Annotated in this window: 27 protein-coding genes; 12 read left to right on the forward strand and 15 right to left on the reverse strand. The window is 40.9% G+C overall.

The window, feature by feature from the left end:
* The first annotated feature begins 262 nt into the window (after positions 1-262).
* The gene (locus tag V7K15_RS02635; RefSeq protein WP_334902775.1) at positions 263-433 is read left to right on the forward strand and encodes a hypothetical protein; all 171 of its coding nucleotides are present in this window, start codon (positions 263-265) and stop codon (positions 431-433) included.
* Between the two features lie 511 nt (positions 434-944).
* Positions 945-1,259, forward strand: coding sequence for a hypothetical protein (locus V7K15_RS02640; protein ID WP_334902777.1), 315 nt, complete (start codon positions 945-947; stop codon positions 1,257-1,259).
* 266 nt (positions 1,260-1,525) lie between these two features.
* On the opposite strand, the gene menB is transcribed toward V7K15_RS02640, so the two are convergent.
* Entirely contained in the window at positions 1,526-2,359 is an 834-nt protein-coding gene (gene menB, locus V7K15_RS02645; protein WP_334902779.1) for a 1,4-dihydroxy-2-naphthoyl-CoA synthase, read from the reverse strand.
* 279 nt (positions 2,360-2,638) lie between these two features.
* On the opposite strand from menB, the gene V7K15_RS02650 reads away from it, so the two are divergent.
* From V7K15_RS02650 to V7K15_RS02670, 5 genes are all read left to right on the forward strand, one after another.
* Positions 2,639-3,112, forward strand: coding sequence for a hypothetical protein (locus V7K15_RS02650; protein ID WP_334902781.1), 474 nt, complete (start codon positions 2,639-2,641; stop codon positions 3,110-3,112).
* 100 nt (positions 3,113-3,212) lie between these two features.
* Entirely contained in the window at positions 3,213-3,410 is a 198-nt protein-coding gene (locus tag V7K15_RS02655; RefSeq protein ID WP_334902783.1) for a hypothetical protein, read from the forward strand.
* 79 nt (positions 3,411-3,489) lie between these two features.
* Entirely contained in the window at positions 3,490-5,460 is a 1,971-nt protein-coding gene (locus V7K15_RS02660) for an N-6 DNA methylase (RefSeq protein ID WP_334902784.1), read from the forward strand.
* Positions 5,430-7,094: a hypothetical protein gene (locus tag V7K15_RS02665; RefSeq protein ID WP_334902785.1), complete on the forward strand. Its 1,665-nt coding sequence runs from the start codon at positions 5,430-5,432 to the stop codon at positions 7,092-7,094. The genes V7K15_RS02660 and V7K15_RS02665 overlap by 31 nt, the downstream gene beginning before the upstream one ends.
* The gene (locus tag V7K15_RS02670; protein WP_334902786.1) at positions 7,094-7,516 is read left to right on the forward strand and encodes a type II toxin-antitoxin system VapC family toxin; all 423 of its coding nucleotides are present in this window, start codon (positions 7,094-7,096) and stop codon (positions 7,514-7,516) included. The genes V7K15_RS02665 and V7K15_RS02670 overlap by 1 nt, the downstream gene beginning before the upstream one ends.
* 51 nt (positions 7,517-7,567) lie before the next feature.
* Here V7K15_RS02670 and V7K15_RS02675 read toward each other — a convergent pair whose 3' ends face one another.
* The 5 genes from V7K15_RS02675 to V7K15_RS02695 form a co-directional block, all read right to left on the reverse strand.
* Positions 7,568-7,918: a hypothetical protein gene (locus V7K15_RS02675; RefSeq protein ID WP_334902787.1), complete on the reverse strand. Its 351-nt coding sequence runs from the start codon at positions 7,916-7,918 to the stop codon at positions 7,568-7,570.
* Between the two features lie 107 nt (positions 7,919-8,025).
* The gene (locus V7K15_RS02680) at positions 8,026-8,772 is read right to left on the reverse strand and encodes a creatininase family protein (protein WP_334902788.1); all 747 of its coding nucleotides are present in this window, start codon (positions 8,770-8,772) and stop codon (positions 8,026-8,028) included.
* A gap of 190 nt (positions 8,773-8,962) precedes the next feature.
* Positions 8,963-9,235: a cupin domain-containing protein gene (locus V7K15_RS02685; RefSeq protein WP_334902790.1), complete on the reverse strand. Its 273-nt coding sequence runs from the start codon at positions 9,233-9,235 to the stop codon at positions 8,963-8,965.
* A 22-nt stretch (positions 9,236-9,257) separates the two neighbouring features.
* Complete coding sequence (locus V7K15_RS02690) at positions 9,258-9,617, reverse strand: Mo-dependent nitrogenase C-terminal domain-containing protein (protein ID WP_334902792.1); 360 nt, start codon at positions 9,615-9,617, stop codon at positions 9,258-9,260.
* 538 nt (positions 9,618-10,155) lie between these two features.
* Positions 10,156-10,359: a hypothetical protein gene (locus V7K15_RS02695; protein WP_334902794.1), complete on the reverse strand. Its 204-nt coding sequence runs from the start codon at positions 10,357-10,359 to the stop codon at positions 10,156-10,158.
* A gap of 463 nt (positions 10,360-10,822) precedes the next feature.
* Between V7K15_RS02695 and V7K15_RS02700 the strand changes: the two genes are divergently transcribed.
* Positions 10,823-13,537 carry a sensor histidine kinase gene (locus tag V7K15_RS02700; protein ID WP_334902796.1) on the forward strand — a complete coding sequence of 905 codons (2,715 nt, stop codon included), beginning with the start codon at positions 10,823-10,825 and terminating at the stop codon, positions 13,535-13,537.
* 225 nt (positions 13,538-13,762) lie between these two features.
* Here V7K15_RS02700 and V7K15_RS02705 read toward each other — a convergent pair whose 3' ends face one another.
* The 5 genes from V7K15_RS02705 to V7K15_RS02725 all read right to left on the reverse strand — a co-directional run bounded on the left by V7K15_RS02705 (position 13,763) and on the right by V7K15_RS02725 (position 17,692).
* The gene (locus V7K15_RS02705; protein ID WP_334902798.1) at positions 13,763-14,518 is read right to left on the reverse strand and encodes a superoxide dismutase; all 756 of its coding nucleotides are present in this window, start codon (positions 14,516-14,518) and stop codon (positions 13,763-13,765) included.
* 320 nt (positions 14,519-14,838) lie between these two features.
* The gene (locus V7K15_RS02710) at positions 14,839-15,180 is read right to left on the reverse strand and encodes a hypothetical protein (RefSeq protein ID WP_334902800.1); all 342 of its coding nucleotides are present in this window, start codon (positions 15,178-15,180) and stop codon (positions 14,839-14,841) included.
* 347 nt (positions 15,181-15,527) lie between these two features.
* A complete protein-coding gene (locus V7K15_RS02715; protein ID WP_334902802.1) occupies positions 15,528-16,313 on the reverse strand; it encodes a hypothetical protein in 786 nt (261 codons plus the stop codon).
* A gap of 72 nt (positions 16,314-16,385) precedes the next feature.
* Positions 16,386-16,766 carry a hypothetical protein gene (locus V7K15_RS02720; protein ID WP_334902804.1) on the reverse strand — a complete coding sequence of 127 codons (381 nt, stop codon included), beginning with the start codon at positions 16,764-16,766 and terminating at the stop codon, positions 16,386-16,388.
* Positions 16,767-17,008: 242 nt separating this feature from the next.
* On the reverse strand, positions 17,009-17,692 hold the full coding sequence (locus V7K15_RS02725; protein WP_334902806.1) for a Uma2 family endonuclease: 684 nt from the start codon (positions 17,690-17,692) through the stop codon (positions 17,009-17,011).
* A 169-nt stretch (positions 17,693-17,861) separates the two neighbouring features.
* Here V7K15_RS02725 and V7K15_RS02730 point away from each other — a divergent pair, with 169 nt between their 5' ends.
* Entirely contained in the window at positions 17,862-18,104 is a 243-nt protein-coding gene (locus tag V7K15_RS02730) for a hypothetical protein (RefSeq protein ID WP_334902807.1), read from the forward strand.
* On the opposite strand, the gene V7K15_RS02735 is transcribed toward V7K15_RS02730, so the two are convergent.
* The 3 genes from V7K15_RS02735 to V7K15_RS02745 form a co-directional block, all read right to left on the reverse strand.
* Entirely contained in the window at positions 18,059-19,156 is a 1,098-nt protein-coding gene (locus V7K15_RS02735) for an ABC transporter ATP-binding protein (protein ID WP_334902809.1), read from the reverse strand. The two genes, V7K15_RS02730 and V7K15_RS02735, sit on opposite strands and share 46 nt — an antisense overlap.
* 310 nt (positions 19,157-19,466) lie before the next feature.
* Positions 19,467-19,637 (reverse strand): type II toxin-antitoxin system HicB family antitoxin, encoded by a 171-nt coding sequence (locus V7K15_RS02740; RefSeq protein WP_334902811.1) that lies wholly within the window; start codon positions 19,635-19,637, stop codon positions 19,467-19,469.
* A gap of 25 nt (positions 19,638-19,662) precedes the next feature.
* Positions 19,663-20,391, reverse strand: coding sequence for a GUN4 domain-containing protein (locus tag V7K15_RS02745; protein WP_334902813.1), 729 nt, complete (start codon positions 20,389-20,391; stop codon positions 19,663-19,665).
* Between the two features lie 276 nt (positions 20,392-20,667).
* On the opposite strand from V7K15_RS02745, the gene V7K15_RS02750 reads away from it, so the two are divergent.
* Positions 20,668-22,089: an NADP-dependent isocitrate dehydrogenase gene (locus V7K15_RS02750; RefSeq protein WP_334902815.1), complete on the forward strand. Its 1,422-nt coding sequence runs from the start codon at positions 20,668-20,670 to the stop codon at positions 22,087-22,089.
* 453 nt (positions 22,090-22,542) lie between these two features.
* Here the strand turns inward: V7K15_RS02750 and mtnA are convergent, their stop codons facing one another.
* Positions 22,543-23,613: an S-methyl-5-thioribose-1-phosphate isomerase gene (mtnA, locus tag V7K15_RS02755; RefSeq protein WP_334902817.1), complete on the reverse strand. Its 1,071-nt coding sequence runs from the start codon at positions 23,611-23,613 to the stop codon at positions 22,543-22,545.
* A 1,530-nt stretch (positions 23,614-25,143) separates the two neighbouring features.
* Here mtnA and V7K15_RS02760 point away from each other — a divergent pair.
* Positions 25,144-26,553, forward strand: a complete 1,410-nt coding sequence (locus V7K15_RS02760) for a hypothetical protein (RefSeq protein ID WP_334902819.1) — start codon at positions 25,144-25,146, stop codon at positions 26,551-26,553.
* A gap of 20 nt (positions 26,554-26,573) precedes the next feature.
* A complete protein-coding gene (locus V7K15_RS02765) occupies positions 26,574-26,795 on the forward strand; it encodes a hypothetical protein (RefSeq protein WP_334902821.1) in 222 nt (73 codons plus the stop codon).
* Positions 26,796-26,891: the final 96 nt, after the last annotated feature.

A 26,891-nucleotide genomic window follows, 5' to 3' on the forward strand; every position in this document is an offset into this window, starting at 1 on the left:
TCTTGTTCAAGTTGGCTTGTAAGGGGTTGAGATTTTTTCTGCTGAGTCTGTTTGGTTTCGTGATTGCGTATGTCATATCTCAAGTTTTTGGAGCTGACACAATTGTTCAGATGCTATTATCTCCAAGCGTATGGGAGTGGCTTGGACGCATCGCAGTGTTTATCTTCTGCTTTTTTGCAGTTGCCATCATCTATGAGTCTTCTCGTTAATTGTCTATCGACATTATTTTGTAATCCTTGCGGTATCGGATTAGATGATCGTCATGAATAAAGTTTTTTTGAATATTTCTTTGGTAGCCATTGCATTGCTACCCCTTGGTTTAGCAGCTAAAAACTCTAGTTATATCCCTTTAGCTGCTGCGATTATTCCTACATCCATAACTTGTTTGTTGGAGCTAAATCGGAAAATTGAAGAGAGTGAAGATTCAGACTGACTTAATAATTTAACTCTAATTGGGGTAGATTATATATTCATGCTGATGATATTCCGCCACGGGCTGAGGCTGGGGGAATTAGCACCCCTACTAAGGGCGATCGCTATCAAACCTCACGCAGCCCAATCTCTACACAGTAATTCTGCTACCACATAAAATAATTCTAATTCTTCATAAAAAAGATATTTTACTGCGAGATTATACTGAATGTCCTATGCAAAGTAGACTATTTATCTGAAATTATCTGCCTTAAGTTAAAAGGCTGGATAAATCAAAAGCTTTAGTTTTAGTCTTGATCCCTAATATTTTTTAGCCAAAATATATAAGTAACGACTCTAACGATTATTTAAATATATGACAAGATTATAAAAACATCCTAAAGTTTAGTTTTTCCTTGGGATCGCTGAAACCTATACAAAATAATGGCTTCTTACCTTTTATCCGTATTTATATATAGAAGCAAAATATAAGGATGAAATTCAGCCGGAAACGACACTAAAGATAAATCCAAATGAAACCCATTAAATTTTTAGCATCTGCCTGTAGATATTGCCGTCATTACCAGCCAGAGGGTCGCCGTGGCGGAATGTGCCAGCAGTTGGGAGCGCCAGTTAAAGCAAGTTGGAAAGCTTGCTCTTTGGCACTCCCACCTTTTGCACCTTCTTGGGAAACCTTGGAAGATGCCTGGATTTTGCCAGACGCAGCCCCAGTTTTAACATCTTCTCAATCTCTAGCCTCAAATTTAGACAATGCTGCTCTTGCCCCTGTAGAGGAAACAATTCCCTCTATCTTTGAAGAGGTAAAGACTAAAGCAGGGGTTATTTAGTCATCCATTATTACTGGACTGAGTTTGTAGTCTGCTTAAAATAAGATTTTTTTTAAGATTTTTCCTGCTGTAAAAGTTGACATTTATAGGACTTACGCAAAATTCTCTCAAAAACCTGATTTGTCGTAGCGGTAATTCATGTAGCTTTAGCTTTCCTACGGAACGCTACGCGAACCCGCAGGGTATTACCGCTACTTCGGAACTTTTTTGCGTAAGTCCTGAATTACAAAAATCGCACCCTTTAGTAAGGTGCGATTTTTGTAATTTTAAGGCAACCAAGGAAAAGAGCGAAAATCTGGTGGACGCTTTTCGAGAAAGGCTTGTTTGCCTTCAGACCCCTCTTCTGTCATGTAATAAAGTAGGGTGGCATTGCCAGCGAGTTCTTGTAAACCAGCTTGTCCGTCACAATCAGCATTGAAGGCGGCTTTGAGACACCGAATTGCGATCGGACTTTTTTCTAAAATCTCCTGCGCCCATTGAATACCTTCGGCTTCTAGTTGTTCCACTGGGACGACGCAATTAATTAAGCCCATTTCTAGAGCTTGTTGTGCATCATATTGGCGGCAGAGAAACCAAATTTCTCTGGCTTTTTTTTGTCCGACGATGCGGGCGAGATAGCTGGCTCCAAAACCACCGTCGAAACTGCCGACTTTCGGGCCAGTCTGTCCGAAAATAGCGTTATCAGCAGCGATGGTAAGGTCGCAAATCAAGTGTAGGACATGTCCACCACCGATCGCATATCCAGCCACTAAGGCAATCACTACTTTCGGCATGGAACGAATCAGGCGTTGTAAGTCTAGGACATTCAAGCGGGGGATGCCAGTATCATCCACATAACCCCCATGTCCCCGCACACTTTGATCGCCACCAGAACAGAAAGCATATTTGCCATCAGTGTGTGGGCCATAACCCGTAAATAAAACAACACCAATAGTAGTATCTTGACGAGCATCACAGAAAGCATCGTAGAGTTCAAAGACTGTTTTGGGACGAAAGGCATTGCGTTTGTGGGGGCGGTTGATGGTGATTTTCGCAATGCCATCGTTTTTTTGATACAGAATATCTTCGTAGGTTTTGGCAGTTTGCCAGTTAATTTGCATTGGTATGGAGTGCGGTGTTGTGCTTGAGAATTTTATCGCGGTATTAGGGACAAGCGATACCTGCGGTGGGCTACGTCGGAGCAAAAATTGGTGACTCAAGCCTTTATAATCTGGTAATTGTCTGGGTGTTGAAGAATAAAAATGCGATGTGACACCATTTTTTACAAATTATCGCCCAATCAGTCATTATTACAATCACCAGCTTTGTTCTGCGAATGGAAATTTGAGTTATATATCTGGGCATTCTAAATTTAAGAAACTTAGTAGAGAGTCATTCTTATGTCTACAGCCCAAATTAGTGCAACACTGACACAAACAGAGAGAGATGCTGTGTTGCATGCAATTAGCACGATTAAAGAAAAGCTACCATTTTTGGTTGATTTGAGTTCCGACGATCGCAAGGCTTTACCGAAGATGGGAGATAAGAGTCGGGCGTTTGTAAGCAAAGCATTAGAGGTGGCGGCGCAGAATCCAGAGTTTTTGCCGCGATCGTTTGACTTGGAGGAGATGCGGAAGGATGTGCAGTTATTTGAAGCGTTGTATCCGGTGTTGTTGTCACTGACTCAGTTACAAGAGTTGGTGGATGATACAACTATGGCCGTGGGTAGTGAAGCTTATGCAGCCGCGTTGCAGGTATATAACTATGCCAAAGCCAGTGGACAGGGCGCGGGTTTAGATGCAGTGGTTGTGGAAATGGGGCGACGATTTGCCCGTAAAGCTGGAAAAGCCAAGTCTGAAAAGGCAGCGTTGTAGAAAATAGCTCGGTAGTTGCACTTAAAAGGTGCAAGGTTGAAGCTCAGAACTTGGATGTTGGAGTTAAAAGCTCGGCGTTCCGAGTTCTGAGCTTCATTTTTTGAGCAAAAAGGTCGAAGTTCCGAGTTCAAAGCTTGAACGTTCGAGCAAAAAGGTCGAAGTTCCGAGTTCAGAACAGCAAGCTTTGGGTTCTGAAGTCAAAATGCCGAGTTCAAAGGTTGGGAGTTGGTATTTTGAGAGCGATCGCCCCGTGGTCGATTACAAAAATTTTTTGTGCAAAGGCTTCAAGACGGCGTAAATATAAGCAACAAAAGGATCTTAAGTAAAGAAAATGCTGATAAAACATAAAAAGATAAAGTTTTTATAATTTAGTAAGAATGCCTAAGCTGCTAGCGACGCTCCCAGATGGGAAGATTTGTGATTTCATTGACCAAAAAATCCGTAACGATACACCCGAAGAGTATGTTCGTCAAAACATTGAGCGTCGCTTAGTCTTAGAATTGAGTTACTTGCCAGAACAAATTGAGGTTGAGTATCCAATTAAACAAGGTAGTAAGACAGTCCGGGCGGATATCGTCATCTTTCGTGAAGGAGAACCACACAATCAGGAGAACGTCCGAATTATTATTGAGTGCAAGAAAGACTCGATACAGCCCTCAGCTAGTAAGGATGGAGTTGATCAACTCAAGTCTTACATGGCAGCTTGCGATAATTCGGAATGGGGAATGTGGACAAATGGCAAGAAAAAGACGGTCTTTCGTCGAGTTAAGACAGAGGAAGGCGTTGTTTATGAAGAACCAAATGATATTCCTTCAAAAGATGGTGGTCTTGAAGAAGTTGATCGCCCAACTCGTGAATCTCTAAAGAATGCAGTTGGAGACAATATGCTGTTTTCTTTCAAGATTTGTCATGACCATATTTATGTCACTGATGGACTACAAAAACAACCCGCGTTTTTTGAGCTTTTGAAAGTTATTTTTTGCAAGATTCATGATGAGCGGAATTTTCCAAACCCTTTAGAGTTTTATGCAACTGCCCGTGAAAAAGCAAGTAATGATGGAAGGCTAACTGTTGTAAATAGAATTAGTAAAATTTTTGATGCTGTCAAAAAACAGTATCCTGCTATTTTTGATACTAACGACCAGCTAAAACTTCAGCCGCGTTCCTTAGCTTATGTGGTTGGTGAACTCCAGCGATATAGTTTTCTCAGTACGAATATTGATGTGAAGGGGAAAGCCTATGAGGAACTTGTTGGAGCTAACTTGAGGGGCGATCGCGGTGAATTTTTCACACCTCGAAATATTCAAAGAATGACTGTTAGGATGCTTGATATAAAAGTAACTGACAGAATTCTCGATCCTGCTTGTGGCACAGGTGGCTTTTTGGTCATTGCAATGAATGAAGTCATCCAAAAGCTAAAGCAACAAGCGGGAGTCACTGAGCAATCTGATGTCTGGATGCGAGATGCCTTAAATTCTAAAATAAGAGAAACTGCTCAAGCAAACTTCTTCGGAGTTGATATTAATCCAGACTTGGTAAAAGCTACCAAGATGAATAATGATGGGGCTGGCAATATTTTCCGGCATGATTCATTATTACATCCGCATCAGTGGGAAGAGAATTTTCGCAAACAGTTTGCAAAAGCCCTTGATATTGATCCTAAAAGTTTACGTGGCCCAAAGGATCTAGCTTATTTTGATATCATTGCTACAAATCCGCCTTTCGGCTCGAAGTTACCTATTAAAGATCGTGAAACTTTGATTCAATATCAGCTTGGTCATATTTGGCGGGAAACTGAAACAGGTTGGGAAGCAACCGATCAACTTCAAGGCTCTGCACCCCCAGAAATTCTGTTCATTGAGCGATGCTGGCAATTTTTAAAACCCGGTGGACGCATGGGAATTGTGCTACCAGATGCGATTCTGGGTGCGCCTGGATTACTCTACGTGCGATACTGGATGATCAAGCATTGCCGCATTGTCGCCTCTATTGATCTGCATTCCGACACCTTTCAGCCTCGTAATGGTACTCAAACCTCAGTTCTCATTCTTCAAAAAAAGACAGAAGAAGAAATTAATCGAGGAACCATGCCAGACTACGAAATCTTTATGGCAGAGGTAAAGGCGATCGGGCATGATAAACGGGGTAATACTATCTACAGACGAAATGAGGACGGTGAAGAAATACTAATGCCAGCCGATTCAGAATCAATTCCACTAATAGAACGAACGGCAAGCGGCGAAGGCACAGCTAGACCTTTACCTCGTCAAAAAGTTGAAGATGATGATACCCCATTTGTAGCAGATGAGTTTCTTGTGTGGAAAAAGCAGGTGGTTCTGGGATGGTAAAATACGATTTTCAACCGGAATATACGCCGATATCTTCGCCTGATGAGTCTGAGAAACTGTCAACTACTATCAGACTTAGCGAGATATTTGATGCAGGCGTTCGCTTAGAGGCATCTGCTTTTAGCATTGAAGCTCATAATGCGGTTACAGCTTTGGAAAACAGTGGTTTACAACTCATGCCGCTCTATGGCGAAGCTGGCCTTTGTCAGGAAGCTCATAATGCTTTCCGATTCAAACGAATTTATGTAAGCTCTAAGCAAGGCGTACCGTTCCTTTCTAGTTCAGAAATCATTAGTTTACGACCCAGAATTGATAATTATTTGAGTTGTAAGTACACCAAAAATTTAAACAAACTGTTGATTCAAAAATGGGATGTATTAATTTCATGTTCTGGGACTATAGGCAATATTAGTTTAGCAAGTGACACATTTGCAGGAAAAGCACTTTCCCAACACGCTATCCGCCTTCGTGCTAATGATGCTGATACGGCAGGTTATATTACTGCTTTCCTGCGTAGTCGATATGGTCGTCCTCTGTTAACTCAATCAACCTATGGTTCAGTTATTGTACATATTGAACCAGAGCATCTGAAAAGAGTTTTGATTCCCGATCTACCATCAATTGGTCGGATTGCAATTGGTCGGTTAATGTGCAAAGCAGGTGAACTCCGCGATGAAGCAAATCGGCTATTGGACGAAGCAGATCGGTTGCTGCATGAGCGGCTGAACTTGCCTTATTTAAATTCTATTGCGCCAACAGGTAAAAGTTCATCAATTGCCAAAGTAAAAGCCTCTCAACTTTTAGGACGCTTAGAAGGTAGCTTTCACGATCCGATTGCTATTGCTGCTGAAAAGCAGTTGAGGGAATTGTCCGTTGAAGTTACCACTGTAGGCGATTCACGAGTTACTACAGAAATTAGACCTATTACTAAATTCCGTAAGCGAACATACGTTAAAAAGGGTGGAATTCCCTTACTTAGCAGTAAGCAAATTTTTCAAATTGATCCAGTTGATGTTAAAAGATTAGCCAAAGGCGCACACACCAAGGATTTACCTGAAATTCAACTACAAGAAAATATGATTGCCGTAACTCGCTCTGGGACAATTGGGCGAGTACAAATTTTTCCTGCGTACATGGCACAATGGACAGCAAGTGAAGATGCAACAAGAATTCTAGCTTCAGAAGGCATGCATCCAGGGTATCTTTATACTTGGTTAGCATCTGACTACGGTTACTGCTTGATTACTCGACATTCCTATGGTTCAGTAATTGTCCATATTGACCGTGAAATGCTTGCTTCTGTCTCAATTCCTTTACCTGAACCAAATATTAGAGATGAAATTGGCAACTTAGTTCTCAAAGCTAATCAACTACGGGACGAAGCTTGGCGCAATGAGCAGGAAGCCATCAGCAAGCTTGAGAACCTAATTGTCAAAAAACAAACTCCTCAAGTTCAAATTGATACTGTTCAACAAAGATCTGAATTAAGCGAACTTTCTTTTGACCCTGCTGCTGTGCCTATTTGGGAATTGGTAGCTGAAATCTCTGCCCAAGTCCCTGATGAAGAATGGCAAAAACTACCCACAGATTTAGCTAAGAGATTTGATTACTACCAGAAACAAGGCAAAGATTGATGCGGGTTGTGTTTGCAGATACAGGGTACTGGGTGGCATTGCTAAATCCTCGTGATGATTTACATAACAAAGCGATAAATCTCTCAAAAGCTTTACAGCCTGCTCATATTGTCACCAGTGAAATGGTCTTAACTGAAGTACTGAATGATTTTTCATCTAGGGGTGAGTACTTTCGACAAGCAGCCGCCAATCTTATTAGGAGCCTCTATCGCCACCCAAACACTACCGTCATTCCACAAACCAGTATTCAGTTTCAGGTGGCGTTGACGCTTTATGAGCAAAGGGCAGATAAGGAGTGGAGTCAAACTGATTGCGTGTCATTCAAAATTATGCAGGAGCAAATTATTGCCGAGGCGCTTGCCTATGACAGACATTTTGTGCAAGCAGGTTATACAGCTTTGATGCGAAATTGCCAAGTATGAGATGATTTAAGAGCGATCACGTTCTAATTTCCATCATTCAACCTAAAATCCTCAAGTTTCAGCCTCAGAACTCAAAACTTCCCCTTCTGAACTCGAACGTTGCACCTCGGAACTCGAACATCCGAGCAAAAAGCTTGAAACTTCCCCTTGTGAACTTGAACGTTGCACCTCAGAACTCGAAAATCCAAGCAAAAAGCCTGAAACTTCCCCTTCTGAACTCGAACGTTGCACCTTAGAACTGGAACATCCGAGCAAAAAGCCTGAAACTAAAGGAAATCCTTGAGCTAAAGTTGATAAATTAGATTCCGCAGACGCAGACAGTGTTTGCGAAATTTCAATATCTAAATTAGATTTGCCAGACGGTGCCTGGGCAATTTGCCATTCTAGATAAAAACGCCGCATCTGTTCTAGATTCGTTTTTGAAAAACCCTTATCAAATAACTATTCTCAAGATATTTTATGCAGAGACGCAATTTTACTCGCATCTCTACAGCGTCTTTCTATGACTTTTATTCAGCGTTTACAAATTCCAAATATCCATTGCTAAGTTCTTTCACCGCCAAATCATAAAATTGTTTACCGTGTTCAGGCGTTGCTAAAGCCGGATTTGATCCCATGCGTCCATCTGGATAACGCACTCGAAAGTCAGCCGCACTATAAATCCTGTGTCCGCTTGCAACTTCTGGTGAAAGGGGTGCTTGCTTAATCGCCTCTGGATAAACGTACTGCGTCAGGGCTATTTCACTTGGGGTTGCATGAGAACCTTCTTGATCCCCATATAATTCTTTAGCTAGCTTATATACAGAACCGCACATAAACCAGTTTGCCACTTGACATTGTACCTGTTGAGCATTGGCAATCTGCAAATCTTCTAAATGAGCATAAGTTTCTGAGAAAGCAGCTTTGAGAGTAGCGATATTTCCACCGTGTCCATTAATAAAGTAGAACTTGCTAAAACCAGCTTTGGCTAAACAAGTTACATAATCTCGCACTACTTGAATTAAAGTGCTGGGACGCAGACTGATTGTGCCAGGAAAGGAAGTATGATGCAGTGCCATCCCCACATTGATTGTAGGACCAACGATCGCTTGGGTTGCATCACCGACACCACGAGCGATCGCTTCTGCACAAATGGCATCAGTGCCAATTAACCCCGTTGGCCCATGTTGTTCTGTGGAACCAATAGGGAAAATAATCGCCTTTGACTGCTGTAAATAAGCTTCGACTTCTTGCCAAGTACTTAAATGCAGTAACATTTTTGATGATTTTCCTCAATAAAATTGCGGTGGAACAAAACTTTTTTCTGCTAAACAGTATTTTCTGTAATTAAACTCCCACTAATACGATTATCAACTCTATTGCTTTGAAGTGGCCGCGATCGCACAAGATCCCCGACAACTTTTATGAAGTCGGGGATCTATTTCTGCCATCACTTTTGGCTATTGACTATTCAAAGTAATAATGCTTCTTGACGTCCCTTGTAATTTCCCATGTGCAGGACATACCAGCGGGAAAAATCACTAAATCGCCTTTACCCATTTGCACTGGCTGTCCACTATCAGGAGTAACAACTACATCACCTTCCAAAAAGTAGCAAGTTTCTTGAGAATCATAAGCCCAAGGGAATTTTGAGACTTCCTTTTGCCAAATTTCCCATTTAGAGACACCTAATTCATTGAGACGTTCTTGACTGGGTTGATGCTCAATTTTAATTTCCATATTGTGTTTTCTCTAGTTATGTTCAGCAATAAGATTGGATATCCTCTCCACACTGATCTACTAAATAACACAAAGCGCGAAAACGCAAGTAGACAAGTTCATTATAAAGCGGATTCAGCTTACACATTGGCGGAATGTGGCCTATTTTGCGACCAAAAAACATAATATCACGCTCGAATGGACACTGAGCAGGAATCAGTTTAGCAATAAATTTGGCTAATTTACGATTCTGAATTTCAATTTGGTCGAGCCATTGACGTAATGGTTGCAGTAAATCTAATTTAGGTTGAGGAAATTGCTTTTTACTACCTGCTGGTTTTTTTGGTTCTAAAGGGTTAATAAAAGCAGGCAGAAAAATACGCTGATTCTTTGTTTTAAGCATAGTTGTAGGCAAGGTTTTCCTTGTGTAGATGAATTATTTGCCGATTAAGAATATTACCATGTAATCTGTCGGGTCAATTTGCATTGTGCTTGGAAATTCCGAAGTAAAGTAGCAGAGTGCAAATAATTTACATGGATCTTTGGGGGGAGAAATCGTTTAACTAATTGTTATTTAAACCCACCAAATCATCAAGAACTGTCCCGCTAAATACAAAATAACAAAGAAAATATAAAAATTGTATTTCTTTAACTTATGGATTTCTAATCTTGAAGATAGCAATCTTATATATTAGATATAAATGCCTAGTTCTGAAACTGTCTAGTATCTAAAGATATAGTTTATGGCAAACAAACATAGTTTTGTTCTCACCTCATATACATTTTGCTAGGATTAACCCCTAATATTTCTCGATTTTAGCGTATTGAATATCCATAAATTTGTCTTATATACTACACAAGCTAACCTAAATATTATCTAATAAGCGGCTTTGACCCCTCATTTACAGCGCTGGACTTATCGGAACTCACTGGCTTACCCCTTATACCATTTCACTAAAACCCTGATACATATAGATTTCGTGTAGGGGCACGGCATTGCCCATTGGTGTCAACTTCATCTGAAATCTTCTGACTGTATGAGTTTTGCCCTCACCCCCAGCCCCTCTCCCATATTGGGAGAGGGGAGAAAATTCTCCAGAACCCCGAATCCCATCTTGGGATTCGGGGTTAGGGGATGAGGGCAACCGTGGAACCCTTTTTTTGCCTGACTTCTACCTTAAGTTGATACGTATGGGCATTGCCGTGCCCCTACCAACGTATTTGTATCATAATTAAAGTCAAACAGTATTAGTTGTCGTAGTTTTCCGGGGTCAATCAGCTATGGTTGTTTTCTATAGGATATTTGTCTGATCAAGCAACACCCGCTCTATCTAATCATGAAAAACTTATTTTTCAAATATCTCAAGTCGTTACGGTCTGGATATTTGCTGATATATTCTAGATTCTGTTGCTCTAATTTTGACAGCAATTTAGGTGGAAATGCTTTTGATAAATGCTAAATATAAACGTTTTGTTCTTTTGCCAGAAGTGCTATATTGGCACTTGACCTCACCGAGTACAAACTATGCTTAAGCCCACAGGACAGCGAAGTAAAGGTGTTGTACTCAGTACTAGAGGACAGTCAGGGGAAGCAGGGGGAGTGGGCAGATGAACAAAAATACTGGGCAAGGTGGTGTTTTTTCCCTGTTTAAAGGCGTACCTCTAAGTTACATCCTGGTGGCGTTGTTTGTGCTGCAAATCTTCCTAGCTGTGGGATTGACTGCATATTTATCAATCAGCAACGGGCAAAAAGCAGTCTATGAGGTAGCTAGCGAATTGCGTCGTCAAGTTGCCAATGGAGTCGAGCAGAATTTACAAACTTATCTATCAACCCCGCGTCAGGTACTACGCAGTAATCAAAATATCATTGATATGGGGTTGCTGAAGATCGAGAATCTTGCAACCTGGGAGCCATATTTAATCGAGCAGTTAAAGATTTTTCCAGATGCGTTGGCGTTAACGGTAAGCAATGAACAGCAAGAATACTTAGCGGTAGAGAAGCTAAACGATCGCCAATTTTTGCTAAGATATGCCTCTAAGTCAACTGGGTACGATCTCTACAGCTACAAAATTGATTCTCAAGGTCAACGTACCCAACTACCAGAGGTGATCAAAAACTATGATGTGCGATCGCGTCCTGATTATCAAGCAGGAGTTACCGCCAGAAAATTCAGCTTTAGTCAGATTTTTGTACCCCTGACTGAACCAACACTCCTGATTAGTGCTTCTCTTCCTATCTATAACTCCCAAGGTGAGTTACTCGGAGTCAACAGCACTCTAACTCACTTATCAGAAATTGGGGATTTGCTGCAAAATATCAAAGTTGGCAAGTCTGGGCAGATTTTTATTATCGAGCGATCGGGGCTATTAGTCGCAAGTTCCACAACAGAACAACCATTTCGCTTACAAAATGGTAAACCGATTAGGTTGGTAGCTTCTCAGAGCGGGAATTCTTTGACTCAAGCAACTGCTAAATATTTAGCAACTAAATTTAGTAACTTTGACCAGATTCAAAGTTTACAGCAACTAGATTTTTCTTTTGAGGGCAAACGTCAATTTTTAGAAGTTAGACCGTTACAGGGCGAACCAAATGTCAACTGGTTGATTGTGGTAGCTGTCCCAGAAGCAGACTTTATAGGACAAATTGCTCGCAACATTCAAACGACAATTTTTGTCTGTCTGGGAGCATTGGGATTAGCTACTATATTAGGGATTCTCACCGCCCGTTGGATAACTCAGCCAATTTTGGACTTCAGCAGGGCGACAAAAGATTTAGCTGATTTTACCAATGGCGAAGATTCAGTAGTGAAAGTACAGGGTATTAAGGAACTAGATGTGCTGGGCGGATCTTTCAACGAGATGGCGCAGCAGTTACGCAAAACCTTTACTGCACTGACTACGAAAAATCAAGAGTTAGAACTGCAAGTTAAGCAGCAAACTCAAGAATTACAGCAAGAGATTCAAGAACGCATCAAGAGTGAGCAAAAACTAGGCCAGCATAGTCGAGTACTGGCGGAACTGGCAAATCACAAAGCGGTTTTTGAAGGAAATCTGGAAACAGCATTTAAAGTTATCACCGAAAAAGCAGCCAATGCTTTAGAAGTAGAGCGAGTGGGTGTGTGGTTATTTAATAGCGATGCCCTTCTCTACGAGAGGCTACGCCAACGACAGGCTCAGACCTACGGTGGGCTGCGCCAAGGCACCAAACTACAATGTATAAATCTCTATGAACGTAGCAAGCAGACACATTCGGCAGGTTTAGAACGCAACCTTGCAGATTATCCGATTTACTTTAAAGCTTTGGCGGCTTCTCATACCATCACCGTTACCGACACTCGCACCGATCCCAGAGTACAAGAATTATGGAGTGAACTGCTAGAACCAAATAATATTGTATCCCTAATTGATACTGACCTTTGGGTTGGGGGCGAAGTGGTGGGAACAGTATTGTATGAGCAGATTGGTATTAAGAGGACATGGGAACTGAGTGAGCAAAATTTCGTTAGCGCCATCGCGGAATTTGTCGCCCTGACTTTAGAAGTATGCGATCGCAAACGGGCAGAATCCGCTCTGCATGAGGCTAAAGAAGTGGCCGAAATGGCAAATAGTGCCAAAAGCATCTTTTTAAAAAACATCACCTATGAACTGAGGACTCCCTTAAACTCCATTCTTGAAATCACACAGTCACTCCAAGATGAAATATACGGACTTCTGAGTGAAGAACAGCGCCAGTCTCTAAATATCCTCGAATCTAGTGGTAAGAACCTACTAGAATTAATTAAGCAGATCCTTGACCTTACCGACATTGAATCCAGCAAAATAGAACTGCAACTAGCTGCTACTTCAATTCGGGGATTATGTGACTCCAGCCTAAGTTTTGTCAAACATCTGGCGTTCCAGAAAAATATCCACCTGAGTATACAAATACCGGAAGAACTCGAACCCATCCAAGTCGATGAACGCCGCATCCGCCAAGTATTTATCAACCTGTTGACTAACGCTATCAAGTTTACTAAAGAAGGAGGTAAAGTCTGGATTGAAGTTCAGCCAAATTCCACAAATAAATATATCTTTTTCAGCGTGGTAGATACGGGTATTGGTATGCTTTCCGATGACCTTTTCAAATTATTTCAACCTTTTATGCAGGTTGAAAATTCCTCTACCCAACGTTCAACAGGCACCGGTTTAGGATTAGTGATGGTACAAAAAATTGTCGAGTTGCACGGTGGGACTGTCCATGCTGAAAGTCAGTTAGGGAAAGGTAGTCGATTTACAGTCAAACTTCCTTGGAAAAAGGTGGGGGAGTGGGGAGTGGAGAATTAGAATTAATTATTAATTTCACATCAAAAAAATGGCAGCAGATGTTGTTTCTGTTGCCACTTTTTAAGCGCCCATAACTCAATACAGTTCAGTTAAGAAAAATTTTCCTTCTCTTTCTTCTCTCTGTGTTCTCCGCGCCTCTGCGGTTCGTTAAAAAAATTGAATTTCACAAAGAGTTAAGCCTTAACCCAAGTGTATTAGACTATAACTTTAAATTGTTGTCTGGTTTCACGCAAATCTACTTGCGGCTGCAAACCGCTTATTAATCTCATCCCAATTAACCACATTCCACCAAGCATCTAAATAATCGGCGCGGCGATTCTGGTAATTAAGATAATATGCATGTTCCCAGACGTCATTACCCAAGATGGGATATTTACCTTCACTTAAGGGACTATCTTGGTTAGCTGTAGTTGTCACTTCCAACTTGCCACCTTTGTTACGCACTAGCCAAACCCAACCACTACCAAAACGACCAGCACCAGCTTCGTTAAACTGTTTTTTGAAAGCTGCAAAAGAGCCAAAATTTTGATTAATCGCGGCGGCTATACTTCCTGTTGGCTCTCCCCCACCTTTCGGCTTCATAATTGTCCAAAACATTGAGTGGTTGACATGACCACCGCCATTATTGCGTACTACTTTGCGGATATCTTGGGGTACATTGTCAAGTTTTTGCAACAGTTGTTCAACAGTTTGGAGCTTGAGTTCTGGGTGTTTGTTTAAGGCTGCATTCAGGTTTTTCACATAAGTTGCATGGTGTTTATCATGGTGAAACCGCATCGTTTTAGCATCGATGTGTGGTTCCAGTGCTTCGTAGGCGTAAGCTAAAGGCGGTAATTGGATAGTCCCTGTTGTATTTGCTGTTGTGTCGGCAGTTGCAGTGTTTCCGTTAGGAGATTTCTCTGCTAATGCACAAGCATCTAATGCAAAAGTACCCGCACCTGCTGTAAGTAAGAACAAGAAATGGCGTCGATTAATAGTCATATAAGTTTTTGGAGCGAATCCATTAAATCTGTATTACAATTTTTATTTTCTTAGATTATGGGTATAAAAAATTGGGAATTGGCAATTATTTCTGGCAGTTTAAGAAACTTTTTTTAGACTTGTAATATTAAGTACTTATATTCTAAACGTTATGTATTTTTACTTAAACGATCTTTTTACAACTAATCATAGGTTCGCACCCAACCACCAAAAATAAACTCCGCCGCCACAAGAGACGCTACGGGGTGTTTAGGGAATTATCGGGTTATTGGGTCATTAATCGAGGTCCTCAGGCATTCCAGCCACCTTAAACTTTTTTCTTACTTTTTTCCTCGCTTAAAATCAAATATAGGCTGATCAACGCCTTGGGGTAAGTGTAAATGAAACACATACTTATTTATGTTAGTAGGATCAGACTGGTCAACAGTACGCTTAGTCCCGTATCCCCAAGTCTTTCTTACGTATTTACTGAAGAACGTTCGCGATCCTTCCCGTCCGGTTCCGATATTCCTTCCCTTATTCTCAAATTCATCAAGCATTGATCCTTTCATGAGTAGGGTGACAATTATATGTATTTGACTATTTTCTTTAGTAATAGGCTTAAGTTCCTCCTTAGATTTAGGAGCAATATCGCCGTATTTATCAACACTTTTAGTTGTCATTTTATTAATTCCTAGTTGTTTGGGGTTTCGTATTTTTGGTGAAATGTCGGGAAATAATTGTTTGACGACATACCCTCAAAAGTTAACTTTGCTGAAGAATAACCAAGCATAGCCAATTTAATAAACCTACCCTAAATTATTGCTAGAGGTCGGTTGTGAGGCTTTCAAACCTCTGACATTTATTTAAAACTACTCGCACTATTCTCTAGCAGCGATCGCAAATCATCCTCAGCATTCTTTTTGGCGATTATCAACGCCGCGAACAGGTTTTTTAAGCTGCTACCATTTTTGAGATTATGGGTAATTGCTAATGCTGCATTTCTGATTACTGGTATTAGTATTAGTAATCATATCTCTAATAATTTCTCCACTTGCAAGTCATATAATTTCTTGAGATAAGCATTTAATCCACTAATATACAAAAGGTCATATATAGTAAATTCTATTTTACCATTGTTCTTAATTAACTCTATTTTATGCTCTTTCTTAATTAAATCCATTGGCAGAAATCCTGCTGATGTAATTTTAAATCCTGCTGATGTATTTTTATATTCAGCTTCTTTATTTTCTGTTTGTTTATTTTCTGCTTCTTTATTTTTTACATTTTTCTCAATAAACATACAAACTAAAAAGGTATTTGCTTCAATCTCTTTTTCAGTTATTGACCACTTAACAGTATCATAAGTGCCTTTACGTGTTTTAACCTGAATTCCTCCTGGGCTTGAATCAAAAGCAAACGTAAAATCAACTTTACGTGTTTTAACTTGAATTCCTCCTGGGCTTGAATCAAAAGCAAACGTAAAATCAACTTTACCATCCCCCTCATTTTTGATTGTATAGTCAACTCCAGTAATAAAATTAGTTAAGCGGTTTTTGACAGCTTCTTCTCCCAACTTGCCTATAAAATTATTACGATAATTAAAATATTTTTCTTCTCGATCTTTAGACTGATATTTGTTACACATTGAATAAGAAAATTTACTTATTTGCTTTATTTTACTTTTTTCTGAAATAAAGGTTATTTCACTATTTTTACCTGGTATTTGACAATCCAATAGACAAGAATATTTAATCCTTTGTATAAAGTCTAATTGTTGTTCTCGTAGTAATTCAATCGCATTTATACCAGCCATGATTTCCATTTTTACAAAAATATTTATGAATATTCCAAGTGAAATTGAAAAGTTAATTGTAATCGCATTATTTTAGTTGCTACATAAGCTTTTAATTGTCGAATTATCATTTTGAATACACTCGTTTGTCATTGGTGTACTTCGACTAGAATGAAATAGGTTTGATATTGGTTGAAAAATTACAACTGAGCCAATAATAAATACAAATATTTTTAAACAACCCAAATAAGTACTGTATTGTGCTGCATTTTCACGAGCTATCTTTCCTGCTGTTAGTATATCTGAACGTATCTTTGTATAAGTAATATATGGATTTTCTGATGAGACTATTTCATTAGATATATAGTTTTGTGTTTCTAAATCTATTCCGGTTCCTGAAGAGAAAATTTCTTCAATAAGACTAGCGACTAATTCATCTGGGCTTAGGATTTTTAGCACATTAGTATTTGACATATCTGTATCAGGTAATTATTAAGTCCGACATAAAAACATCCACCAAATTAGGAATAGTAATTTTTGGAGTTGATTCTACTATTTTAACTTTCTATTAATAAAAAACACTCAGGAACTTTACGGTTTTGTTTCCCAGTGAAAGGATCTTGCAATAACCGTATATACCATGAAATCTTAACTATCATCTCAGGAGGACGTTGACGATACAGGCATCTGTTAAGAAAATGTCGGGAAATGAGTTTTTATGAATAACGCACTGAAAAAATTTGTTCAACAGTTAGATTTAAATCTGGAAATGTTGGCGACTCTATACGGTCGTCTCCTCTAAACTGTTTACTACGATATTCACCCTCATCACTTAAAGAGTAAATTGTGATTGTTGGTTGTTTGGGGTCGCCTATCAATTCCTTGCTACCCAAAGCAGCATAATCCACAATCCAATATTCTTGAATACCCATTTCTTCATAATCGGCAAACTTTTTATGATAATCATCTCTCCAGTTAGTACTGACCCTTACGGGTTCGTCAGTTGCTTCAACGCGGGGAACCCGCGCAACGCACTGACTCACCACTTCAATCACCAATGGAATTGAATCTGGTTTACTAAGGATAGATTGTTTCTCCCATAATGGTTCATTACCCAAATTAGAAAAATTCATTAATAAGACATCAGGATAGTAGCCTGACATTTTATTTTCTGGCTTCACTGTGGCGGTTTTAGGTATGCCGTAATAAAGTTTAAGACGAAGACACTCATACCCTAACATCATTGTTAAAAAAGCTACTATTTGCTCGTGTTTCCCTGATGGTGGCGGCATTTGAATAATATCTCCATCGTGTAATTCATAACGAATGTTTTCCGGTTGTGTTTCTAAAAACTCTAAATATTCATCAAATGTAAATAGTTTTTGTAGTGATTGAATCATTATTTCATCCTGATTATGGATATAAACACTTTCACTGCTGTAACCTGAAAATTAAGAGTTAACGGGGTGTAGCGGTGAAAGGTGAAAGTAAATCGGCATGGACGCGCCAAGGTTATTACTCAGCAAGAGATACAGCAAATTTTCGCTATTGGGTTAACAAATGACCGCGATGGCTACGCCCCCCGCAGGCATTGCACGAGGCAAGGGCAAGGTCAGAGTTACGGTCAAAAATTGGATTAACGGCGGTGTGGTGATGATTCTGGATGCGATCGCTAACCTATCCCTCGCCACGAATTACAGCGATTGCCCCTACACCCCGTCACAGCGATCGCACACAAAACAATTATATTTTATACTCCGAAGCGCTTATAATATTCTGTCCCCAGTTTTGGGATCAAACACAAATAAATGATTTAAATCGAGTTGTAAAGAAAGGCGATCGCCTGGACGCAAACGCACATTTCCACCTACCTGAATATTCAATACCACCGCCGAACTAAGTAAACCAGCCCGAATCAAAGTTTCCCTCCCCAAAGGTTCCACCAGTTTAACTTCAACCGATAACAGTCCTGAGTTTTGAGTACTCAGTTCTGAGTCAGTGTTGATTTTTATATGCTCTGGACGAATCCCCAAATCAAAACTGTCTCCCTGACGCAACTGTAATTTTTCTTTCACAGCTGCTGGAATTGCTAATAACTGTCCACTCACATTAAAACCGTTATTTTGATAGATTACAGGCAAAATATTCATTGGCGGACTGCCTAAAAAACTTGCCACCATCTGATTAATGGGACTTGCATAAATAGTTTGGGGATCGCCGATTTGTTGAATCCGGCCTCGATTTAGCACGACAATTTTATCAGCCAAAGTCATTGCTTCAACTTGATCGTGAGTGACGTAAATTGTTGTAATGCCTAATTCTTGATGTAGCTGTTTCAATTCTGCCCTTGTATCATCGCGCAATTGGGCATCTAAATTAGATAAAGGTTCATCAAGTAAAAATACTTGTGGTTCACGAGCGATCGCTCTTCCTAATGCTACCCGTTGTTGCTGTCCCCCAGAAAGTTGTTTGGGCTTACGATCCAGCAGGTGATCGAGAGAAAGCGATCGCGCCACATTCATCACCCGTTCTTGAATGATTTTTCGGTCAATCTTCCGCATTTGCAAGCCAAAGCCGATGTTTTGCGCCACGCTCATGTGAGGATAGAGAGCGTAGTTTTGGAACACCATCGCCACATCCCGTTGTCTGGCTGGGATATTATTCACCAAGCGATCGCCAATAAAGAGTTTACCTGATGTGGCAGTTTCTAAACCCGCGATCGTTCGCAAAATTGTAGATTTACCACAACCCGATGGCCCGACTAAAACCCAAAACTCGCCATCAGGAATTTCAAAGGTAATGTCTTCAATAGCGGTGACGTTATTAAATCGACGCTTAATGTCTTCTAAACGAACGTTTGCCATTATCTGATTTGATATTTTAGGTTTAGGTTCTGCGGCACTTCCAACTCACTATTAGGGGCTTTTATTTGTCCGATCCGAGGAACTGTGAGGCTGCTTTTTAAGTGCAGAAACTTGCCTTTCCTGCACAATTCTAATCAGAAATCTTAGAGCCTGATTGACGGCATCAGCATTAGGAAAAACCTCTGCAACATCAGGTTCTAAACGAATTGTTGTCTTACCAAAGCTCTTGCGTTCAGCGCCAAACTTTCTGACCTTTAGGCTCTTTAAGTCATACTATGAGCGTAGACTACAGCCGGAAACTTTTGACTTTTCAGACATACTCTAAACAAAGTTCAATTACTTCTTTCATGTTAATCATCAACTCATCAATTGTTTCTCCCTGACTGTAACAGGCTTGTAACTGAGGGACTTCTCCGACATAGTAGCCATCTTCATCCCGTTCAATGATCACGTAAAATTCTCGGTTGGTGGGATTGATCATAATCTATTTGTAGGTAGGCTAAAAATCATTTTTCTGGATTCTTCGACCAAGCTGGATGAGAGAGTAAAGAAGCAAAGACTCGTACCCCGCGAAGTTGATTAGAGAGGGGTAAGTGACCTCTAGGCGCACTCAAATTCCAGGTAAACTCGTTAGGGTATCGCGTCCAGATGTTACCTGCTTTCCAGCCAATTTTCGGCCAGAAATTCTCCCAATTTTTACCCAAACTTAACCAGATTTCTCGCTGCACTGAAAAGCCAAACTTACCTTCGGAGTGGACTAACCAGAGGTGATTAATGGTTTGCAAGTCAACAGCCGAGGTATTTTCTACCTCACTAAAATACAACCATTTTCGTTGTACAGCCGTTGTCCCTGATAGTTCACACATTTTTTCTATGGTGACGCGATCGGCTGCTTGGAAGTCTTGAGCCGCCAGTAGTTGTTGCAAAGAATTGTAGTTAATCCCGCACTCTGATTTTAGAGGTACAATTCCCTCAGGAAAACAAGAGCGTAAAAATTCTTGAGCTTGAGGTGCATCAGAGTTATAGAGAACTTGGTAAGCTTTGCCATCAACCCAAGTCGCTGGGTTCTCACGTCGTTTCAGTAAAAATTCCATCAACACGTCTAATCCTTCATTACCCAACTCAGCCAACTGTGGGATTATCTGTTGTTGGACTTTTTCAGACCCAGTGAGTAACGGTAGTCGCAAGGAGTCGATGTCATTAGCAGGGCTTGATAAAATCATTGGGTCTGTCATGCAATTCTGGTGTTAGCGGTCAGTGAAAGAGTGGTAAGCTATTGGGCTTCTCCAAGGTGAAGCACTGATAGCGAAAAGTAGTTTACTATTTTTGATCGTACAAAATTGCGATCGCTTCACTGAAATCCCGCACTTAATCCCCAAATAATGTACAAGGGAAATAAGGGGAAAATCTGCGCCTGATGACTTGGTAAACAAAAGACATAGTAAAATATGCAAGCCTTGCCACATAAGGATTTTTTGACTAGCAGCGTATCCATTAGGAGTGTGTGAACTATGTACGACAAGATTACCCCCCCCGCAACCGGAGCAAAAATCACCTTCAAAAATGGTGAACCAATCGTACCGGACAATCCAATTATCCCTTTTATTCGCGGTGATGGTACAGGTATAGACATCTGGCCTGCTACTCAAAAAGTGCTAGATGCTGCGGTAGCCAAAGCATATAAGGGTCAGCGTCAAATTAGTTGGTTCAAGGTTTACGCTGGGGATGAAGCCTGCGATTTATACGGTACTTATCAGTATTTACCTCAAGATACTCTCACGGCAATTGAAGAATATGGTATAGCGATTAAAGGGCCTTTGACTACTCCCGTTGGGGGGGGAATTCGTTCTTTAAATGTAGCGCTGCGGCAAATTTTTGACTTGTATACCTGCGTGCGTCCTTGCCGTTACTATGCAGGTACGCCTTCACCCCACAAAAATCCCGAAAAGCTGGATGTAATTGTTTATCGGGAGAATACGGAAGATATTTACTTAGGCATTGAATGGCGACAAGGTAGCGAAATCGGCGATCGCTTAATTAAAATTATCAATGAAGAACTGATCCCCGCCACCCCAGAACATGGGAAAAAACGAATTCCTCTTGATTCTGGTATTGGCATCAAACCGATCAGCAAAACTGGTTCCCAGCGCCTAGTCAGACGTGCGCTCAAACACGCTTTGCTATTGCCCAAACACAAGCAACAGGTGACTTTGGTGCATAAGGGCAACATTATGAAGTACACCGAAGGCGCTTTCCGCGATTGGGGTTATGAATTAGCAATTAGCGAATTTCGCCAAGAAACTGTCACTGAACGGGAATCTTGGATTTTGAGTAACAAGGAAAAAAATCCGAATATTTCCTTAGAAGAAAACGCCCGCCAGATTGATCCGGGGTTTGATTCTCTCACCGAAGAGAAGAAAGCGGAAATTGTCAAGGAAGTTGAAACTGTTCTTAACACAATTTGGGCAACCCACGGCGATGGCAAATGGAAAGAGAAAGTTTTGGTAAATGACCGGATTGCTGACAGTATTTTTCAACAAATCCAAACCAGACCGGATGAGTATTCGATTTTGGCGACGATGAACTTAAACGGCGATTACTTATCTGATGCCGCCGCCGCCATTGTTGGGGGATTGGGAATGGGACCAGGGGCAAATATTGGTGATTCTAGTGCTATATTTGAAGCTACCCACGGCACCGCACCCAAACACGCCGGTTTAGATCGGATTAATCCTGGTTCACTGATTTTGTCTGGGGTGATGATGTTAGAATTTCTGGGTTGGCAAGAAGCCGCAGACTTAGTTAAGAAAGGTTTAAGCGATGCGATCGCAAATAGTCAAGTCACCTACGATTTAGCCCGGTTGCTAGAACCACCAGTTGAACCCTTAAAATGTTCGGAATTTGCCGAGGCAATTATTCAGCATTTTGGTTAAGTCTCATAGCCTCTGAGAAACCTCACCCTGGTTTTGCTTCCGCAAAACCTGTCCCTCTCCTTAGTAAGGAGAGGGAGAAGTTTTGAACTTTTGTTTAACACAGGGAGAGGTTCATCGAACTCACGTTCAATTAACTCCTTAGCCCACTCAAACGAACTCAAAGTTTTGCTCAGTCTTCTTTATAAGACTTTAGCTATTAGCTTCAGAATTCATTTTGGGGCGGTTGTTAGGACTGGTGCAAGATTTTAGTTTCAATCATCGTGTAATATCATGTCCGCTTGATTGCTTATTAAACCCGAAGAACCCCACCCCGCCGGCGGGGAGCGGATTAAGGGGTGCGGTTCTTTTATTATGGGTAATCTGGCGGACATGATATAAATGGCTATTTTTAGATTTGGGCATTCAATAGTATATTTGTATTTGATAACCCGCAATTTGGGTTATTAATTGATGTTAAGCGACTTGCTGTGGCTGTGATTTCACCAATTCCCCAGGAGCAAATGCTCCATTTTCTGTAATGATGGCTGTAATCAATTCAGCCGGAGTCACATCAAAAGCTGGGTTGTAAAAATCTACACCCGCAGGTGTGAGAATTGTATCGCCAACTTGATAGATTTCTGTTGGATCACGTTCCTCAATGGGAATTTTGCTGCCATCGGCTAATTCAAAATCAACGGTAGAAAGGGGTGCAGCGACAAAGAAGGGTATATTATGTGCTCTAGCTGCGATCGCTACACTATATGTACCAATCTTATTAGCAGTGTCGCCATTAGCAGCAATTCGATCAGCACCCACAACGACAGCATGAATCAAACCCTGTTTCATGCAATGGGCTGCCATATTATCAGTAATCAATGTCACTGGAATACCTTCTTGCACACATTCCCAAGTCGTAAGTTTTGCGCCTTGTAAGCGGGGACGGGTTTCGTCGGCAAATAAACGCTCTAAACGTCCTTCTCTCCAAGCAGAACGCACAACACCCAAGGCTGTACCATAACCAGCAGTAGCTAGCGCCCCAGCATTACAGTGAGTAAGAATCGTCAGCTTTTCTGGGGTAGTGGGCAACACTGCCAAACCATTGTCACCGATCGCGCGACAGGTTTGCAAATCTTCAGCATTGATTGCTTGGGCTGTTTGTAAAAGGGTTTGCTTAATCTCTTCTACTGTTCCCAGCGTTTCGTAGGCGGCTGTCATCATCCGGCTAATTGCCCAAAATAAATTTACCGCCGTCGGACGAGTAGAACGCAACAACTGGGCTACTTTATCTAAGTGTTGCAAAAATTCGTGGCGATCGCTTGTTTCAATTTCCCTCGCACCAAGATACATTCCATAGGCCGCAGCCACACCGATTGCAGGCGCACCTCGCACAATCATCGTTTTAATCGCCCGCGCCATATCTTCGCTGCGGTGAATTTCCACAAATATATATTCGTTGGGTAAGCGAGTTTGATCAATTAATGACACCGAGTTGTTGTGCCAAATAACCGGATAAACCTGGTTTGGAGAATTTTGGCTCAGTTTCATCGTTGTAGGATTCTTGTTTCACAGGGATTATAATAAATTTACCCTCAGCAAGCAATACGGTTGGTGTTAGACAACCTTAGAGGTTGTTTGAAAAGTGTTTTGTTGTGCTTTTAATCGAATTATTACCCCCCTTAATCCCCCCTTATAAAGGGGGGAAACAATAAAAAAATCCGGTTCCCTCCCCTTTATAAGGGGAGGGCTAGGGTGGGGTAATAACATTTGATACATCAATCATGACTTTTCAAACATCCTCTTAGACTGTGTAGGTTGGGTTGAGGAACGTAACCCAACATTTTCGGCCATTGGTTGGGTTTCACTTCCCTACGGGACGCTGTTCGCGTTCCTTCAACCCAACCTACTATTATCGTTAACCCAAGCGTATTGCCTCAGCAAGTATCGTCAGTTTTTCTAAAATCAGTAGAGATAGCGCCATCAAGATACATTCTATATCCCGCAGCCACACCGATTGCAGGCGCACCTCATACAATCATAGTTTTAATCATATGACAATTTTTAATAAATCTTTAGGGAAAATCTCCGCTTTTCTGTTTGGAATGGTCTAGCATTCCATCGTCCTGTCGGTGCGATCAATCGGTTACGCAGCATAGTTTATCCAATTGTTACTGAGTACCGCCACAAAAAACGAGGAGTCAAATACCAGGAACCAACAGTCTGACTTTTCACAGGAGTTACAACAGAATAACTGTTGCAACTTGCAAATCCAATTTCAAGCTAGCCCAGAGATATCTATTGATGATTTTACTATTGTTTGGGATGAAGAGAAATCACCTTTACTTAAATGTTACTTGATAGGGCGTGTTTGAACTAACGGCAGCGATCGCTAATAGAGTAAAGGTGGTTTTATCTGGCTCATAATCCTGATAATTTATCAAATTTAGAGATATCACTGAGTAATAAAAAACATTACAAATAACTAGATTATCTCACTAAAAAGCAGTTTAATAGTAAATGAATGGTATAAGTTGAAAACCTATTATCTAAAATCCCTCAGTATTGATTAGGACTTACGCAATAACTCTGTAAAACTTTAGTCCTTTGCCGTAGCCAAGCCCTCCGGGTGACGCTCGTACCTCGCTCTCCGTGGCGCTAACAGCAGTCGCTCATGGAGTAAACCTACGCGAAGGCGCTAGCCTCTCCCTTTGGGAGAAGACGGCGCTGCTTCACCGCTTTGCGTGTACGTTTTTTCATTATTTTGCGTAAGTCCTATTTATATCGCAATACGCTTGGGTTAGCGTTGAAAACCTTAAACTGTGTAGTTTGGGTTGAGGAACGTAGCAAGATCCCTTTCGAGGGTTTGTTGGGTTTCACTTCGTTCAACCCAACCTACGATTATCCTTAACCCAAGCGTATTGATTTATATCTCAGATAACGACAGTTATTTTGGTATTGCGTGTAATCAAACACAATTGATGTTGCTACATGAATTAGAAATACTCACACTGTTTTATGCGCTTACATAATATATCTTGGAAACGAATCAGCAAGAGGTATTATTACCTTCTGCTATCTGTGACTCTAACGTTCCTGTTGCTGTTAACTTCAGCAGGGTTGGGTAAAGCACAGGAAACTAATAGTGTCAGCCAGCCAAACAATAGCAATTCTGGTCAGACAAGCCCGACAACATCCATTCAGCCAACTAAAACTCAAGCGGCAATCATAACCGAATTTACGTCTATAAAAAGCATCAGTCCTAGAGATTTTTACGTCAGTATCCCTCAATCGATTATACCAGAAGATGAGAGGAGGTATAGCAACGAACATATCAATGTAGTGGTGACAGGAGAAAACTTTCCCAAGCAAGACAATTCGCCTCAAAATAAAATTGAGATAAAAATTGGTAAGTTCTCTAATATTGCCACCGCTACTGCAAAAGTTGCAGAAAATCGGAAAGCGATTTATGCCAGCTTCAATAACGAGCAACTAGCGAAATTGAACACCGGAAAAAATCCTGTGATTGTTGAGGTGGGAGGTAATGCAACTAATATTGACCTTCAAGAGGCTGACGACAAACTTGAGGTAATGGTAGAGCGCCCTGTGAGCAGGACGACAACGCTGATCGTGTTTCTAATTACAGCATTTTGTGTATTCATACTTTTGGTAATAATCTATTGGCTGACAAGAGACGCCTATTCCCTAACGAGAGAGGCAAAAAAACCCAACTTGCCAAAATCTTTTTCAGAAAACAACACCAAAAAACTAAACTTATTAGAATGGTTCATCGTGGATGTCCAAACTAACACTTATAGTCTGGCGCGTGCCCAGTTTATCTGGTGGTTGACTATCATCGTTTTTGGCTATCTATTTCTTTTGATTGGACGCGGATTGTTTCGACGCACATGGGAGTTCATTCCGCTATCAGGATTTGGCTATACCTTCCTAATTAGTTTAGCAACACTGGTAACGGCGCAAGCAACCTCTGAAATTCGTGGTAATAAGGGTTCTGGGGAAGTTAATCCTGGGTGGTCAGATTTGGTTATGCATGGTGGCGTAGTAGCCCTAGAGCGCGTACAGCAAATAGTTTGGAACTTAATTATTGGCGTTGCTTTTATCGTTATCCTCTTGGTCACTTATCCAACTGCATCTTCTTTCCCAACTATCCCCTCTGAACTGTTAGCACTAATAGGAATTAGTGCCACTGGTTACATCGGGGGCAAAGCTATCCGCAAGCCTGGTCCTAATATTAATCAAGTAGTGCTTTACGGGCCGGCTAAAGAATCCAATTTGCCTCCCGATTACATTACCATCGCTGGCGCTAACTTCTCGCTAGGAGGGAAAATATTAAACTCAGAGGAAAAGGAGGAAGTTAATACACAGATAAAAGGTGCTGGCGTAATAGTTCAAATGGTGTACTTAGACAGCACTAATAACGAAATTCCAAAAACACTGATTGAGATAAAAAAGACGACATCGTTACAATAAAAACTGATCCTGATGCTCCTATGGAGTTTTGCAGAAGATTTAAAATCCCTCTCAAAGACCTTAAAAGGCTTCCAGTTAACTGGCTAAAAGAATTTTCTGAGCATTATGATCAAGGAGAAGTAAAAATAACTATTATCAATGCTGATGGGCAGAAGGCTGTCTGGAATGGTTCGATTATCACACCTGAACGGGAAATACCTCCGCCAGCTACAGAACCAGAAGAATCAAAATCTGATGCTTAATTTCTAGGGCGTGTCATCAATTAAGCCAGATAACAGTAGCAGCAAGATAAATTGCACCAAGAAAGTTTATTGCTCGCTTATCATAACGTGTAGCGA

Origin of the sequence: Nostoc sp. (assembly GCF_036919815.1) — a bacterium.
In the GTDB taxonomy this organism is placed as follows: Bacteria; Cyanobacteriota; Cyanobacteriia; order Cyanobacteriales; family Nostocaceae; genus Nostoc.

What these genes read in the sequence shown, in the direction of transcription:
- V7K15_RS02660 (WP_334902784.1), top strand. Translation starts at nt 3,490, where the DNA reads ATGCCTAAGCTGCTAGCGACGCTCCCAGATGGGAAGATTTGTGATTTC.
- V7K15_RS02725 (WP_334902806.1), bottom strand. Translation starts at nt 17,692, where the DNA reads ATGATTCAATCACTACAAAAACTATTTACATTTGATGAATATTTAGAG.
- V7K15_RS02740 (WP_334902811.1), bottom strand. Translation starts at nt 19,637, where the DNA reads ATGATCAATCCCACCAACCGAGAATTTTACGTGATCATTGAACGGGAT.
- V7K15_RS02670 (WP_334902786.1), top strand. Translation starts at nt 7,094, where the DNA reads ATGCGGGTTGTGTTTGCAGATACAGGGTACTGGGTGGCATTGCTAAAT.
- V7K15_RS02705 (WP_334902798.1), bottom strand. Translation starts at nt 14,518, where the DNA reads ATGACTATTAATCGACGCCATTTCTTGTTCTTACTTACAGCAGGTGCG.
- menB (WP_334902779.1), bottom strand. Translation starts at nt 2,359, where the DNA reads ATGCAAATTAACTGGCAAACTGCCAAAACCTACGAAGATATTCTGTAT.
- V7K15_RS02745 (WP_334902813.1), bottom strand. Translation starts at nt 20,391, where the DNA reads ATGACAGACCCAATGATTTTATCAAGCCCTGCTAATGACATCGACTCC.
- V7K15_RS02715 (WP_334902802.1), bottom strand. Translation starts at nt 16,313, where the DNA reads ATGGCTGGTATAAATGCGATTGAATTACTACGAGAACAACAATTAGAC.
- V7K15_RS02685 (WP_334902790.1), bottom strand. Translation starts at nt 9,235, where the DNA reads ATGGAAATTAAAATTGAGCATCAACCCAGTCAAGAACGTCTCAATGAA.
- V7K15_RS02640 (WP_334902777.1), top strand. Translation starts at nt 945, where the DNA reads ATGAAACCCATTAAATTTTTAGCATCTGCCTGTAGATATTGCCGTCAT.
- V7K15_RS02720 (WP_334902804.1), bottom strand. Translation starts at nt 16,766, where the DNA reads ATGTCAAATACTAATGTGCTAAAAATCCTAAGCCCAGATGAATTAGTC.
- V7K15_RS02765 (WP_334902821.1), top strand. Translation starts at nt 26,574, where the DNA reads ATGGAGTTTTGCAGAAGATTTAAAATCCCTCTCAAAGACCTTAAAAGG.
- V7K15_RS02650 (WP_334902781.1), top strand. Translation starts at nt 2,639, where the DNA reads ATGTCTACAGCCCAAATTAGTGCAACACTGACACAAACAGAGAGAGAT.
- V7K15_RS02675 (WP_334902787.1), bottom strand. Translation starts at nt 7,918, where the DNA reads ATGCGGCGTTTTTATCTAGAATGGCAAATTGCCCAGGCACCGTCTGGC.
- V7K15_RS02680 (WP_334902788.1), bottom strand. Translation starts at nt 8,772, where the DNA reads ATGTTACTGCATTTAAGTACTTGGCAAGAAGTCGAAGCTTATTTACAG.
- V7K15_RS02700 (WP_334902796.1), top strand. Translation starts at nt 10,823, where the DNA reads ATGAACAAAAATACTGGGCAAGGTGGTGTTTTTTCCCTGTTTAAAGGC.
- V7K15_RS02730 (WP_334902807.1), top strand. Translation starts at nt 17,862, where the DNA reads ATGGCTACGCCCCCCGCAGGCATTGCACGAGGCAAGGGCAAGGTCAGA.
- V7K15_RS02690 (WP_334902792.1), bottom strand. Translation starts at nt 9,617, where the DNA reads ATGCTTAAAACAAAGAATCAGCGTATTTTTCTGCCTGCTTTTATTAAC.
- V7K15_RS02735 (WP_334902809.1), bottom strand. Translation starts at nt 19,156, where the DNA reads ATGGCAAACGTTCGTTTAGAAGACATTAAGCGTCGATTTAATAACGTC.
- V7K15_RS02710 (WP_334902800.1), bottom strand. Translation starts at nt 15,180, where the DNA reads ATGACAACTAAAAGTGTTGATAAATACGGCGATATTGCTCCTAAATCT.
- mtnA (WP_334902817.1), bottom strand. Translation starts at nt 23,613, where the DNA reads ATGAAACTGAGCCAAAATTCTCCAAACCAGGTTTATCCGGTTATTTGG.
- V7K15_RS02750 (WP_334902815.1), top strand. Translation starts at nt 20,668, where the DNA reads ATGTACGACAAGATTACCCCCCCCGCAACCGGAGCAAAAATCACCTTC.
- V7K15_RS02635 (WP_334902775.1), top strand. Translation starts at nt 263, where the DNA reads ATGAATAAAGTTTTTTTGAATATTTCTTTGGTAGCCATTGCATTGCTA.